This is a genomic window from Cohnella thailandensis (genome assembly GCF_014212135.1).
GTDB lineage: Bacteria > Bacillota > Bacilli > Paenibacillales > Paenibacillaceae > Cohnella > Cohnella thailandensis.
Window position 1 is genome coordinate 165,023 of record NZ_JACJVQ010000015.1, and the last position, 14,051, is coordinate 179,073.

At 62.0% G+C, this 14,051-nt stretch carries 12 protein-coding genes; all 12 read left to right on the top strand.

The features are described from left to right. Window positions 1–72: 72 nt before the first annotated feature. The gene (locus H7B67_RS17805) at window positions 73–2,367 is read left to right on the top strand and encodes a peptidase C14 (RefSeq protein WP_185121198.1); all 2,295 of its coding nucleotides are present in this window, start codon (window positions 73–75) and stop codon (window positions 2,365–2,367) included. Between the two features lie 205 nt (window positions 2,368–2,572). Next, window positions 2,573–3,571 (top strand): Gfo/Idh/MocA family protein, encoded by a 999-nt coding sequence (locus H7B67_RS17810; RefSeq protein WP_221468803.1) that lies wholly within the window; start codon window positions 2,573–2,575, stop codon window positions 3,569–3,571. Then, on the top strand, window positions 3,568–4,566 hold the full coding sequence (locus tag H7B67_RS17815) for a Gfo/Idh/MocA family protein (RefSeq protein ID WP_185121199.1): 999 nt from the start codon (window positions 3,568–3,570) through the stop codon (window positions 4,564–4,566). The genes H7B67_RS17810 and H7B67_RS17815 overlap by 4 nt, the downstream gene beginning before the upstream one ends. Before the next feature lie 67 nt (window positions 4,567–4,633). Continuing rightward, window positions 4,634–5,290 (top strand): RraA family protein, encoded by a 657-nt coding sequence (locus H7B67_RS17820; RefSeq protein WP_209649213.1) that lies wholly within the window; start codon window positions 4,634–4,636, stop codon window positions 5,288–5,290. A gap of 82 nt (window positions 5,291–5,372) precedes the next feature. After that, window positions 5,373–6,140, top strand: coding sequence for an SDR family NAD(P)-dependent oxidoreductase (locus tag H7B67_RS17825; protein ID WP_185121201.1), 768 nt, complete (start codon window positions 5,373–5,375; stop codon window positions 6,138–6,140). A 359-nt stretch (window positions 6,141–6,499) separates the two neighbouring features. Further along, on the top strand, window positions 6,500–7,396 hold the full coding sequence (locus H7B67_RS17830; protein ID WP_185121202.1) for an SMP-30/gluconolactonase/LRE family protein: 897 nt from the start codon (window positions 6,500–6,502) through the stop codon (window positions 7,394–7,396). 16 nt (window positions 7,397–7,412) lie between these two features. Then, window positions 7,413–8,183 (top strand): SDR family NAD(P)-dependent oxidoreductase, encoded by a 771-nt coding sequence (locus H7B67_RS17835; protein WP_185121203.1) that lies wholly within the window; start codon window positions 7,413–7,415, stop codon window positions 8,181–8,183. Between the two features lie 141 nt (window positions 8,184–8,324). Next, window positions 8,325–9,230: a fumarylacetoacetate hydrolase family protein gene (locus H7B67_RS17840; RefSeq protein WP_185121204.1), complete on the top strand. Its 906-nt coding sequence runs from the start codon at window positions 8,325–8,327 to the stop codon at window positions 9,228–9,230. Next, entirely contained in the window at window positions 9,227–10,069 is an 843-nt protein-coding gene (locus H7B67_RS17845; protein WP_185121205.1) for an amidohydrolase family protein, read from the top strand. Before H7B67_RS17840 ends, H7B67_RS17845 begins: the two co-directional genes overlap by 4 nt. Before the next feature lie 28 nt (window positions 10,070–10,097). Continuing rightward, window positions 10,098–11,855 carry an IlvD/Edd family dehydratase gene (locus tag H7B67_RS17850; RefSeq protein WP_185121206.1) on the top strand — a complete coding sequence of 586 codons (1,758 nt, stop codon included), beginning with the start codon at window positions 10,098–10,100 and terminating at the stop codon, window positions 11,853–11,855. 39 nt (window positions 11,856–11,894) lie between these two features. After that, the gene (locus H7B67_RS17855; RefSeq protein ID WP_185121207.1) at window positions 11,895–12,833 is read left to right on the top strand and encodes a Gfo/Idh/MocA family protein; all 939 of its coding nucleotides are present in this window, start codon (window positions 11,895–11,897) and stop codon (window positions 12,831–12,833) included. 15 nt (window positions 12,834–12,848) lie between these two features. Then, window positions 12,849–13,988: a GNAT family N-acetyltransferase gene (locus tag H7B67_RS17860; protein ID WP_185121208.1), complete on the top strand. Its 1,140-nt coding sequence runs from the start codon at window positions 12,849–12,851 to the stop codon at window positions 13,986–13,988. The last annotated feature ends 63 nt before the right edge of the window (window positions 13,989–14,051 follow it).

Consider the following 14,051-nt stretch of genomic DNA (forward strand, 5'->3'; position numbering starts at 1 on the left):
TGAAAAAGGCGGAGAGACGGAACGCGCGGCTCTCCGCCTTATCTAACCATCTTAGCGAAGGGGGGAGCCGTCATGGAAGGTTGGGACCGGCAGGAGATCGAAAGGGCGAAACTCGAAGCGATCCGGCAGGTAGATAGCGTTCCGGCGCTTAGAAGCCTGCCGTCCGTCGGTCGGCGGGAAGGAGAGGCGATTTGGGTTCGCGGATTCGCAGCTCCCGGCGACGGCGGAGCTAAGCTGGTGTCGTGGCGAGTCGGGTGCGCGCTTGCCGATAACGGAGGGACGATACACGCTCCGGTCGACGGAGGCAGAGGAAGATGGGTCGTACAGCACGGAGGAGTCGGAAGATTCCGTTTTTTTGGCGTGTTCGGGCCCGAGACGGCCGCGGATTCCGCGCTCGAAGCGATGCTGGCCGACCCTTCGGTTCGCCGGATCGAAGCGGATTCCGATCTGAATTTCACGCGCAGGCACCGCATTCATCGCAGCTTTATCGATCTGGATTTTAACGGCTTCGCGGTTACGACGGAAGGAATCGAGCCCGCGCCGCCCAACGATCCGTTCGCGGCGGTCTTCTTCTTCCGCGGCGAGGAGACGGAAGACGAGCAAAGCGTCGTTCTGTCGGAGGAGCTCGCGGAGTTGGAAGAGCGCTTCGAAGTGGCGGACTCTTCGGCGTTTAAGGTTGGAGAATGGTGGCTGGTGCGCGGGGATCGGCTGTCCGGCGGCGCGGAGAGGGAGCTGGAGAAGCTCGTCAAGGTGACGGAGGTGCTGGATTCGACTCGCGTCCGTTTCCAGTATAAGAACGGATGGACTATCGCCGCGGGTCGTACGGTGACCTACCGGAGGGTGAACCCCGTCGTTCAGGCTTGCGTGAGGAACATGAAGTTCGTGGCTGACGGGACGACGGACGTGAAGGGCTCGCATCCGCTCGCGTTCGAGTTCGCGGTCGAGTGCGACGCGGTCGGCATCGACGCTACGGGCACGTTCTGGCCGGTCGTCATGCGGCGTTACAACACGAACTACGTCACCGAGCGCTGCCAGCTTCTGAATCCGACCGAGGTCGTGGTCGGAGGAACGGGGTACCTGACGCAGCAGATTTACTGCCTGTACGGACATGTTCGGGATTGCCTGACGAGCAACGGACGGCACCTGAACGACTTCACCGGCTCGGCTTACTGCCACGTCGAGAATTGCCACGCGGACGGGGATGACCTCGGCGCGTTCGTCACGCATGGACAGTACGAGCACGACCTGACGTACGTCGGCAACTCCGGGCTCATGTCGTTCGCGAACAGCGGGCCGACTTGGGGCGAGAGCGCGAAGCGAATCACCGTGAAGCAGCACGTCGCCTCGTGGTTCCTGGCGTTCCGCAAGGTAACGGACCTGACGCTGGAGGACGTTCACGTGCGGTATCGCGCCGGGGTCGACAATTCCGAGAACACCGGCTCGTTCTGGCTGAACGCGGACGGCGTCCAGATGAAGAACTGCACGGCGGATCGACTGGTGAAGTTTAAGCAGGCGTCCTCGCGCTCCAGCCGACCCAACGTGGCGGAGAACTGCTCGTTCGCGCTGACGGCGGGGCGCCGCGTCTCCCATGAGGAGGTATCGGCGGAGCTGACGTTTCGGAATTGCCGGTTCACCGGCGCCGACGGCAACTCGTTCGCGGGTCCGGGGGGCGTGCGGTTCTCGGATTGTCGTGTGGAAGGTGCGGGCTCGGACTCGCTGCCGCTCCGCATTCATGGGGGAGAGTTGGTATTCCGGGGCGGGGAGCTTCGGAATACCGGATTCCGCTTCCTTGGAGAGGGCGAGCTTCGGGTGGATGTCGGCTCGGGCGCCCAGGTGTCGGGGAGCAATGGGGAACAGGCTTTCTTCCGGCGGAGCGGGGCGGCCGGATGCGGGACAGGAGCAGGAATGTCGGCTGCCGGAGAGGGAACGGAGAAGACTGGAGCAGGAACGTCTGCGATTAATGTAAGAGCAGGCATAGCGGCGGTTGAAGCGGGAACGTCATGGGAAAGTTTGGCCTCGCAGGCGACGACCCGCTGGAGATTCGACGGAATGACAAGCCGCGCGGCCGATCCGGCCATGGCGCATTACGCGATCGGCGGCCGCGGAGTATCGGGCAGCTACGAAGGCTTAGGCGGCTCCGGCGGCTCCGGCGGCGCGAACGAATACGTCGCGACCGGCTCGACGTTCGAAGGCGGCCGGTTCGAGATTGCCGACGGGGCTTTCGGCGAGGGGAGTTTGATGCTGCACGCCTCCAACGTGGAGCGCGGCGTGGACCGAAGCGAGCTGCCGGAGGAATCGGCGGCGGTCCGGCACGTGCAGGGGAATTTGATCCTTCCGGCCCGGCTAACGGACACCGGCGACTCTTAAACGCCGATAAATCTTGCTTTGGAAACGTAACGGACATGGAGTCCGTTAAGCGTCAGAAATGGCTCTGTTACTGGCGACTTTCCCATTCTTAGAGTTTCTCTTGTCCGTTAGAAACCGAAGCAGGCCATTTAGAGGCTCTAACGGACTCTATGTCCGTTAGAAAATCAACGCAGAAACGGAAACGAACGAAGGGAGTCCTTCTGACATGATAAAAGTAGCGGTAGTCGGCTGCGGCGGCATGGGCAACATTCATGCCGACCGCTATGCGTCGATGCCGGAGGCTTCGCTCGTCGGCGTCTGCGACGTGAACGAAGCGGCGGCGAAGGCGCTCGGGGACGCCATGGGGGTTCTTTGGTTTACCTCGATGGCGGAGATGCTGAAGGAGGTCGGCGCCGAGGCGGTCAGCCTGGCGGTTCCGACGTATTTACACGTGCCTCTTCTGAAGGAGGCGGCGGATCTCGGCGTCCACGTGATCTGCGAGAAGCCGATCGCGCTGTCGTCGGCGGAAGCGGCGGAGGCCATTCGTTATTGCGAGGAGCGCGGGGTTCGGCTGTTCGTCGGCCACGTCGTGCGGTTCTTCCCGAACTACGAGCAACTCGCGGGCAAGGTGCGCGAATTCGGCGGCGAACGCGGCGGCGTATACCACGCGAAGCGGGCGGGCAGCCATCCGGCTCTCGTGCAGCCTTGGTTCAAAGATGCGGCTAAGAGCGGAGGCGTCGTCTTCGACCTGATGATTCACGACATCGACTACGCGCTTGGAACGTTCGGCGAAGCGACGGAGGTGTTCGCTTTCAACAAGGTGACCGACGACATCGACTATGCGACGGCGACATTCCGCTTCAAGAACGGCACGATCGCGCAGATCGAAGCGTTCTGGGGCTACCCGGGGCCGTTCTATACGTCGTTCGAGTACGCCGCGGCGGGCGGCATCGTTCGCGGTGCGAGTTCGGATTCGGAGAGCCTGAGCGTGCGCGTCGCCGCGCCTCCGGGATCGGCGGCCGGGTTCGTGGAGACGCCGCAAAGCGTGCTCCTTCAGGATCCTTATTATCGGGAGCTGGCGCATTTTCTCTCTTGCATTGAGAGCGGCGGCGAACCGATCGTTACGGCGAAGGATGCGCTGCTGGCTGTGCGATGGGCGGAAGCGGCGCTGGAATCGGCCCGCACCGGCCAGCCGGTCAAACTCGGAGAGGGGGGCGCGCGATGAGAAAGTTGAAAATCGGAATGCTGAGCTTCGCGCATAGCCATGCGTTCGATTATTTGGACAGCCTGCTGCGGATGCGGAACGTCGAGGTCGCCGGGATTGCCGACGAAGCGCCGGAGAGAACGAAGGAGCTGGCGGCGCGCCACTCGATTCCATACTACGCGGATTACCGCGATCTTCTGGCGGACGCTTCCGTGGAAGCGGTCGTCATCTGCTCGGAGAACGTCCGCCACGCGGAGCTGACGATTGCTTCCGCCAAGGCCGGCAAGCACGTGCTGTGCGAGAAACCGCTCGGCCTCGGCGCGGAAGAGATGGAGAGCATGATCGCCGCGTGCAAGGAAGCGGGAGTCGAACTCATGACGGCGTTCCCTTGCCGCTATCTGACCCCGGTCGTCCGGGCGAAGGAAGCGCTGGAACGCGGGGAAATCGGCGAGATCCTCTCGTTCAAGGCGACGAACCGCGGCTCGTTCCCGGATGTCCCTTGGTTCTCCGACAAGTCGCTCTCCGGAGGCGGCGCGGTGCTGGACCATACGGTTCACGTCATGGACCTGATGAACTGGTTCACGGGCTCGAATCCGGCGAGCGTATACGCTTATGCGGCTACCCTGTTCGATCCGGAGGGCAAGCGGACGATCGACGACGCGGGCATGGTGCATGTCACATTCGAGAACGGGGTCAGCGCCGTGCTCGATCCGAGCTGGTCGCGCAATCCCGGCTTCCCGACGTGGGGCGACGTCACGATGGACATCATCGGCACGAAGGGCGTCATCTCTATTGATGCTTTCAATCAGAAAAACAGCGTCTACAGCCGCAAGTCCGGCAAAGGCGACTGGGCGTTCTGGGGCGATGACATGAACGCGCTCATGCTGGAAGCGTTCGTGACGGCGATTCTCGAAGGCAAGCCGGTCCCGGTGACGGGAGAAGACGGCTTGCGCTCGGCTCGCGTGGCCCTGCGGGCATACGATTCCGTGGAAGCAGGCTCGCCCGTTAAGGTTTGAAGTTCGCGTTACCGCTTTTTGAGGCCATTCTACTAAACTACCTTTTCCCCTATGGAGGATGACAACGATGAACGATCAACAACTGTTCGACCGCATGACCGAATCACTCTACGCTGCGGTGATCTCCGACACGCTCGACGAGCTGGGCTACCGCGATCAAGTGATGAGGGAGAACATCAATCCGATCGATCCGAACTGGGTCGTAGCCGGCCGCGCCAAAACGATTCTGTCGGTCGACGTCCACTACATCCCGGAGAACCCGTACGAGCAGGAGATCGCGGCGGTGGACAGCATCAAGCCGAACGAAGTCGTCATCGGCTGCACGAACGAGTCGCTGCAGAACGGGCTGTGGGGAGAGCTGCTCTCGACGGCTTCCAAAATGCGCGGGGCCCGAGGGGCGATCGTCGACGGCCTGATCCGGGACACGAAGAAGATTCTGGAGCTCGGCTTCCCGGTGTTCGCGACGGGCACGAAGCCGGTCGATTCGCAGGGGCGCGGCCTTGTCATCCAGTATGACGTTCCGGTGAAGTGCGGCGGCGTTCTGGTTAATCCGGGCGACGTGATTTTCGGGGATCGGGACGGCATCGTCGTCATTCCGGCTGCGATCGTGGACGAGGTGGTAAAGCGCGCGCTGGACAAGGCGACCCGGGAAAACCATACGCGCGACGAGCTGCTGCAGGGGCGGACGCTTCGCCAGGTTTACGACAAGTACGGGGTTCTGTAAGGAGCAGGCGCATGCCGAAGGCGGATTTGCGAGATGCAGGATGGAGAGGCTCTGCGGAATTCGACGGGATTGGAGAGGGTGGATGGTGAGGCTGAAGGGCAAGCGCGCGCTCGTGACGGGGGCGGCGAGAGGCATCGGGCTGGGCATCGCGAAGCGCTTCCTCGAGGAGGGAGCCGGCGTCGTGCTGCTCGACCGGAGCGAGGCGGAGCTGATCGCGGCGCGCTCGGAGCTGGAGAAGTTGGCGCCGGGACGTGTGGCGATGGAGGTGTGCGACCTGCGGGACGTAGACGGCTTGGAAAAGAGTGCGGAGAGCGCGTTTAACCGCTTCGGTGGCGTGGACGTTCTGATCAACAATGCCGGGATCGCTTTTCGCGAGCCGTTCCTGTCCATCACGCGCGACCATTGGGACGCCGTGTTCGACATCAACGTGCACGCGACTTTCCGGCTCGGGCAATTGGCGGCGGAGAGGATGATCGCGCAGGGGAGCGGCGGCTCGATCGTGAACATGAGCTCGAAGAACGGCCTCGCGGCGAGCGGCGAGCTGGCGCATTACAACGCGTCGAAGGCGGCGGTGGTGCTGCTGACCGAGTCGATGGCGGTCGAGCTCGCGCCGTACGGCATCCGCGTGAACGCGGTGGCGCCGGGCTTCGTCGACACGCCGCTGGACCGCAAGCTGCGGGAGGAGTCGAACCTGCCCGCCTACTCGGAGCATACGCCGATGAAGCGCGGCGGCACGATCGAGGAGATCGCGAACGTGTTTCTTTTTCTCGCATCAGAGGAGGCGTCGTACGTCACCGGCTCGACGATCCGCGTCGACGGCGGGCACCTGGCGAACGGGAGCGAGCTGTAGGGTGGCGTTTGCTTGCTTCGCGGGCTTGGCCGGAGATGCATAAAAAACCGTGCAACGCCGGGCTTGAGTGAATAATGAGTATCCGATAGTCGAAAAAATCGACTAACGGCGGTCTGTAGGGCATGTGCAGTGGTGAGTTAGTCGAAAAAATCGACTAACGTCGGACCGGAGGGCGTGTGTAACGGCGAGATAGTCGAAAAAATCGACTAACGGCGGTCTGTAGGGCGTGTGTAACGGCGAGATAGTCGAAAAAATCGACTAACGACGGCCCGGAGGGCGTGTGCGACAGCTAGATAGTCGAAAAAATCGACTAACTCCCTTTTTAAGCAGGAGAGACGGTAGCGAGAGGATGGAGCGAGATGAGCATTCATTGGGAGCGAGTCGGTACGGTTAACGCCCAGTTAGGCGAAGGCCCCCACTGGGATGCGGAGTCCGGGCGATTGTACTGGGTCGATATCACGGGGCGGAAGCTGCATGCCTATCATCCGGAGAGCGGCGCAGAGACTAGTTACTCGTTCGATAGGATGGTCAGCGCCGTTCTCCCCGACTCGGACGGAGGCCTTCTGCTTGCGATGCAAGACGGAGTCTATCGGTTCGATGAAGAGTCGGGAGAGTCGGGCACTCTGCGGAAGATCGCACCTATTGAATCGGAACTGCCTCGCAACCGGTTGAACGACGCCAAGTGCGATCGCGCGGGAAGGTTGTGGGTCGGTTCGATGAGCATGGACAATGAGCCGAATGCAGGCGGGCTGTACGTGCTCGAGACCGACGGGCGGCTTCGCCAAGCGCTCTCGGGCGTAGGCTGCTCCAACGGTCTTGCATGGGATGGGGAGCGGAAAACGATGTACTACATCGATACGCCGACCCGCCGGGTGGACCGATTCGCTTATGATGATGCGACAGGCGAGATTGATCGAAGAGAAACGGTCATTCGTTTCTCGGAGTTCGAAGGCTTGCCCGACGGAATGACGATCGACGCGGAAGGCATGCTTTGGATCGCCCATTGGGGAGGCGGACGCCTCTCACGCTGGAACCCGCAATGCGGGGAAAAGCTGAGCGAAATCGAGCTGCCTGCTCCTCTTGTTACTTCCTGCGTTTTCGGCGGGGAGGAACTGGATGAACTGTATGTCACGACGGCGCGCGAAGGATTAAAGGAAGCGACACTTCAGAATTATCCTTTATCGGGCAGCTTGTTCAAGTTGCGCCCCGGAGTGAAAGGAACGGCTTCTCGGCGTTATGGTGCATACAACGAGTGAGGGAGGATGGGTAGCGATGCGCCTTGAAAATAAAGCAGCAATCATTACCGGAGCGGGCTCCGGAATCGGCAGAGCATCCGCGCTTCTGTTCGCCGAGCAGGGTGCGGCGATCGTGATCGCGGACGCCGACGCGAAAGGAGGAGCGGATGCAGCCGATGAGATTCGCGAGTCCGGCGGCGAAGCGATCTTTGTTCACGGCGACATCTCGGAGCCGGATGGAGCGAACGAGATGGCACGCAAGGCGGTCGAGCGCTTCGGCAAGATCGACGTGCTCTTCAACAACGCGGGCGTCAGCGGAGTCGGCGCGCTGCACGAGATCGAGCCGGAAGCTTGGGACCGGGTCATGAAGGCGAACGTGCGCGGCGTGTACCTCAGTTGCAAGGCGACGATCCCATATATGATGGAGAAGCGAAGGGGCTCGGTCATCAACATGTCTTCGAGCATCGCGGAGATCGGCGTCAAGGAGCGCGCGTCCTACACGGCTTCGAAAGGAGCTGTTCTTGCGCTGACGAAAGCGATGCAGGTCGATTACGCGCCGTACGGCATTCGCGTGAACGCGCTGCTTCCCGGAACCATTCTGACGCCGTTCGTCGAGGGCTACCTCGCGAAGTCGCCGGATCGCGAAGCGGCTATCGCCTCGATCAAGAACCGGCAGCTCAGCGGAGAGCTTGGCCGCCCGGAGGATGTCGCCGCCGCGGCGCTTTTCCTCGCGTCGGACGAGTCGCGCTTCGTGATGGGATCGCCGTTCTATGTCGACGGAGGGCTGATTCACGGGAAGAACGCTTAACGCCTGCAAGCCGAATCGTCGCGAGAATGGCCACAACGGACCTCGCACAAAGGGTTCGAAGGGCGAAATGTGGCGAGATCGCCACAACGACCGTACGGTCGTATTCAAGTCAATTCATGCACCCACAGGAGGGACCACGAGATGAAGTTGCTTAACTACTACGATAATGGACTTCGAATGGGAGTCGTGACGGACAAGGGAGTCGTCGACGTCGAGCTGGCGCTGCGGGCGAACCCGACGAGCCTGCAGGTGCCGACGACGGTGCGCGAGGTACTGAACGGCGGACCCCAAGCGCAAGACGCGCTGTCTCATTACATCGCCAACCTGCCGCCGACCGATAACGCCAACTACTTAAAGCAAGAAGACCGACTCACCCTCGCCCCCTGCGTCGCCGACCCCGGCAAAATCATCTGCATCGGCCTCAACTACCGCCGCCACGCGGAAGAGACGAACATGCCGATTCCGGCGTTCCCGATCCTGTTCAACAAATTCGAGAATACGCTGAACGGCCACGGCCACACGGTTCCGCTGCCGAGCAACTCCAGCAAAGTCGATTACGAGGCCGAGCTGACCGTCGTCATCGGCAAGAACGCCAAGAACGTAAGCGAAGCCGACGCGCTCGACTACGTCTTCGGCTACTGCAATGCGAACGACCTGTCGGCTCGCGACCTGCAGTTCCGCACCAGCCAATGGCTGACGGGCAAGTCCTGCGACGGCTTCTCGCCGATCGGCCCTTACCTGGTGACCGCGGACGAAGTCCGCGATCCGAACGCCCTTGACATCCGCTGCATCGTAAACGGCGAGATACGCCAGAACTCCAACACGGCCGACATGATCTTCGACGTCAAGCAGATCGTCAGCTACGTGTCGCAGGTCATGACGCTCAAGCCGGGCGACCTTATCATGACGGGTACGCCTGAGGGCGTCGTGATGGGCTATCCGGAAGAGAAGCAAATCTATCTCAAGCCGGGAGACGTCGTCACGATCGAGATCGAGAAGCTCGGTTCGATCACGAACACGATGGTCTCAGAGGAGGCGGGCGCATGATTTTCGACAGTCATACTCATCTCTTCGGTCCGGGCATGGTGTCGGGTCCTTCCGACGAAGCGATCAAGCGCGCCTGGGGCCCCAACATGAACATTATCGCAACTCCCGAGCAGCACCGCGAGAACCTGGAAGGCTTCCGCGGCTCGATCGTGCTCGCCTTCGCGGGCAACGCGACCGGCATGGTCGTGCCCAATGAGTACGTGGCAGACTACTGCGCGACCGATCCGGACCGGCTGTTCGGCTTCGCCAGCGTCGACCCGAATCATCTCAATTGCGTGACCGAGTTCGAGACGGCGATTCGCGAAATGAAACTGCGAGGCCTCAAGCTCGGCCCGATCTACCAGAACTTCTATCCCGACGCCAAGGAGCACTTTGCGCTGTACGCCAAGGCGGACGAGCTGAACGTTCCGATCCTGTGGCACCAAGGCACCTCGTTCGTGCCGGAAGGCTATCTGGATGCGTCCCGTCCGGCGATGCTGGATCCGATTGCGCGGGCTTTTCCGAATTTGAAAATGATCGTGGCGCACATGGGCCATCCGTGGGTGGATGAGTGTATCTCGCTCGTTCGCAAGCACCCGAATCTATACATGGACCTGTCCGCGCTCGGCGGCCGTCCATGGCAATTCTACAACGCTCTCGTGTCGGCACTTGAGTACGGCGTACAGGACAAAATCCTGTTCGGCTCCGACTACCCGTTCTTCACGACCAAGCAGACGATCGACTCGCTTATGCGCATCAACGATCTGGTCGAAGGAACGAAGCTGCCGCGCGTGCCGGACAGCGTGATCGAAGCGATTCTTCATCGGCCGACTCCGGAGCTCTTGGGACTAGTCAAATAATCGAAGTAGCAGAAGGGAAGAGAGCGGGATGGCATCAACGGGAGAGGAACGCGGACCAACGGAGCAAGCGGGCCGCAAGCTGAAGAGCGAGAAGTATTTTCAGGAGAAGGATCTGTGGGGGTTCATTCATCGCTCGTTCACGAAGTCGATGGGCTACACCGAGGAGGATCTCCGCAAGCCGGTCATCGGCATCTGCAACACGTTCAGCGAGCTGAACAAGTGCCATTCGCACTTCAATGAACTGGTCGACTATGTCAAAAGGGGCGTCTGGCAGGCGGGCGGGGTTCCGATGGAGTTCCCGACGATCTCGATTGGCGAACCGTACATCAAACCGACGTCCATGCTGCTGCGCAATCTGATGGCGATGGACACCGAGGAGATGATGAAGGCCCATCCGATAGATGGCGTCGTGCTGATCGGCGGCTGCGACAAGACGGTTCCGGCGCAGCTCATGGCGGCGGCCAGCGTCAACATCCCGGCGATCGTCCTGACCGGCGGTCCGATGCTGAACGGGCGGAAGAACGGCCGCTCGCTCGGCGCCTGCACCGATTGCTACGGCTTCACGCTGGAGCATAAAGCGGGCAACATCACGGACGAGGAGCTGGCGAGCGCCGAGAATTCGGTCTGCCGAAGCGACGGCCACTGCCAGGTCATGGGAACGGCGAGCACGATGGCTTCCATCGCGGAGGCGATCGGCATGGCGCTGCCGGGCAACGCGGCCATTCCGGCTCCGGACAGCCGCAGGCGGCACATGGCGGAGAGGACGGGCAAGCAGATCGTCGAGCTCGTTCGCCGGGACATCCGTCCGCGCGACATCATGACGGCGGAAGCGTTGGAGAACGCGATCGCGGTCACGATGGCCAGCGGAGGCTCGACGAACGCGATCATTCACCTCGTGGCGATCTCCCAGCGGCTCGGACGCAAGCTTCCGCTCGAGAAATTCGACGAGATCAGCTCGCGGACGCCGTTTATTCTGAACTTGCGTCCTTCGGGCAAGTATCAGATGGAGGAATACTTCGAGGCGGGAGGCGTTCCCGCGCTCATGAAGGAGTTGGAGTCGAAGCTTCATCTCGATTGCTTGACGGTTACCGGACGAACGATCGGCGAGAACTTGGAGCAAGCGATGACGCTGGACCGGGACGTGATCCGGACGGTGCAAGAGCCGCTGGGCAGCCAAGGCGGAGTCGTCGTGCTGCGAGGCAACCTTGCGCCGAACGGCTCGCTCATCAAGCAGACGGCGGTGTCCGAGCATCTGAAGAAGCATACGGGGAAGGCGGTCGTCTTCGATAGTCCTGCCGACATGGAGGCGCGCATCGACGATCCGGATCTGGACGTGGACGAGAACAGCGTGCTCGTGCTGAAGAACGCGGGACCGAGGGGGGCGCCGGCGATGCCGGAGATCGGGCAGATCCCGATCCCGAAGAAGCTGCTCCTGAAGGGAGTACGCGACATGGTGCGCATCTCGGACGCCCGGATCAGCGGCACGTCCTACGGCGCGCTCATCGTACACGCGGCGCCGGAAGCGGCGGTCGGCGGGAACCTGGCGCTCGTGCGCGACGGCGACGAGATCGAGCTGGACATCGCGGCGCGAAGGCTCGAGCTTAAGGTGGACGACGAGGAACTGGCGGAGCGCCGGAAGGCGTGGAAGGCTCCGGAGCCTCATTACGACCGGGGCTATGGGCTGCTTTTCCACGAACGGGTGCTTCAGGCGGATCTCGGCTGCGACTTCGACTTCTTGCTTCCGAAGGAGCTGCGGCAGGAATTGCTTGGGGGAAGCGGAGAATAAAGAAGGGACGGCAGCAAGCCATCGAGAGGAGGTGGCAACATGAAGAAGACGATTCGGCTGGCGATCATCGGTACCGATTCCTCCCACTCGGTCGCTTTTGCTCAATTGCTGCAGGACGAGGCGCATCCGTATCATGTCCCGGGGGCTCGGGTGATCGCCGCATATCCGGGCGGCTCGCCGGATTTCGAATTGAGCCGGTCCCGAGTGGACGGCTTCGCGAAGCGGCTGCGGGACGAGTTCGGCGTCCGGCTTGCGGCGACCCCGGAGGAAGCGGCGGAGGGAGCCGACGGCGTTCTGCTGCTGGCTGCCGACGGACGGAAGCATCTCGAGCTGTTCCGGAGGGTCGCGGAGCCGGGACGGCCGGTCTTCATCGACAAGCCGCTCGCGACGACCTACCGGGAAGCGAAGGAGATCGCCGCACGGGCGGAGCGGCTTGGCGTGCCGTTCATGACCGGCTCCTCCCTTCGCTACGCCGAGGATCTCGTCGCGGCGCTTGCGGCTGCCGAGGGCTCGAATAACGAGGGCTCGGATGTCGTCGACGGCGCCGATTGCTTCGGCCCGATCTCGATGGAGCCGACTCAGGGGGGCTATCTCTGGTACGGCATCCATGCGGCGGAGATGCTCTATGCGGCGATGGGAACGGGCTGCGAGCGGGTGACCGCCGTTTCATCGCCCGGGGGCGAGCATCTGGTCGGCGTTTGGCCGGGCGGGCGCGTCGGCACCGTACGCGGCAGCTTCGAGGGAAGCGAATTCGCGGCGGTGCTTCATCTTGGAGCGAAGAGCGTCTATGTCCCGATCAAGCCGGAATCCAAGCCTTATTACGCAAGCTTGCTAGAGAGGGTTATCGGGCTATTCCGCGACGGACGGGCGGATAGGCTGCCGACAACGGACGAATCGTTGGAGATTATCCGTTTTCTGGAGGCGGCCAATCGAAGCCGCGAGAGCGGCAGAGAAGTGCGGCTGCATGAGATCGAATAAACGCGGAGGCGAAGCATGAACGGAATCGTCAGTAGAGTAGACCAGGGTCGTTTGGAAGAAGCCGCCGCTCTCGCGGATCGCGTCTTTAGGGAAGGCGAGACGTTTATGGGGGCGGCTTTTCCGTCCATTTTCTCCGGCAGCTTTCCTTGTTCCCACGGGGTGTACGAGGAGGATAGGCTCGCCGCCTTCGTCGGTCTTGTCCCGGCGGTTCTTCGGATCGGCCCGGCGCGCGTCCCATTGTTCTCCATCGGCGCCGTCTGCACGGCTCCGGAGTCCCGCGGCAGGGGATACGCAAGCGCGCTGCTGCGCGAGACCTTCCGCCACATCGAGGACGCCGGCGGCTCGCTGCTGTTCGTCTCCGGCACGCTCCCTATCTATCGCAGGAATGGATGCCATCCGTTCGGTTCCGTCCGGCAATACCGGCTATCTCCCGAAGAGGCATCCGTTCAACCCGAAGATCCGGCATTCGAGTGGAGCGAATTTCGGGCAACGGATCTGCATCGGCTTCAGGAGCTGTCCGAAGGCCATGAGGTCCGCTACGACAGGAGCCTATACGAGACGGCGGAGCTGCTTCGCACGGCGGCTCTCGCGGGAGTTTGCCGCATGAAGCAGAAAGTTCTGCTAGGTCGCAGGGGCGGCCAAGCCACGGCCTTTCTGGTACTGGCCCTTCCCGGGGAAATCCCCGCGGAGACGCGGCCGTTCGTCGTGGAGTGGGGAGGGGACGCGAAGGATGCCGCCAAGCTGATGTCGGCTGCCGCGGTCCATTTCGAGCTGAAGGAAGGACTGGACGCATTCGTTCCTTGGCAGGAGCGCAAGCTGATGCAGGCTCTCGAGGGGTTGACGTATAAAGAGGTCCAGCACTCCGGAACGGTCAAGGTCGGGAACCCTAGCCGATTATGGGAGCAGCTTCGGCCATATCTGGACAGTCTCCATCCCGGTGCCGCCCGGCAGGTCGCGATATCCGACGTACGAGAGGAGCCGGGCACCGCGGACGTGTCGATCGACGGGGAGACCAGACGTCTAGCCGCGGAGCAGCTGATCTCCTTTCTGTTCGACCCGGCATCCGGCCCGCGGGAGTCCTTCCGTCGAGCGGACTTGCTAAACGCGTTACTGCCGATACCGCTGCCATCTCCTTCCGGTTTAAACTTCGTATGACCTTACGGATTCCTGTTCTTTCGGACAGGAATTCTTTTTTTTGCGAAAATATTCCTTGAACTA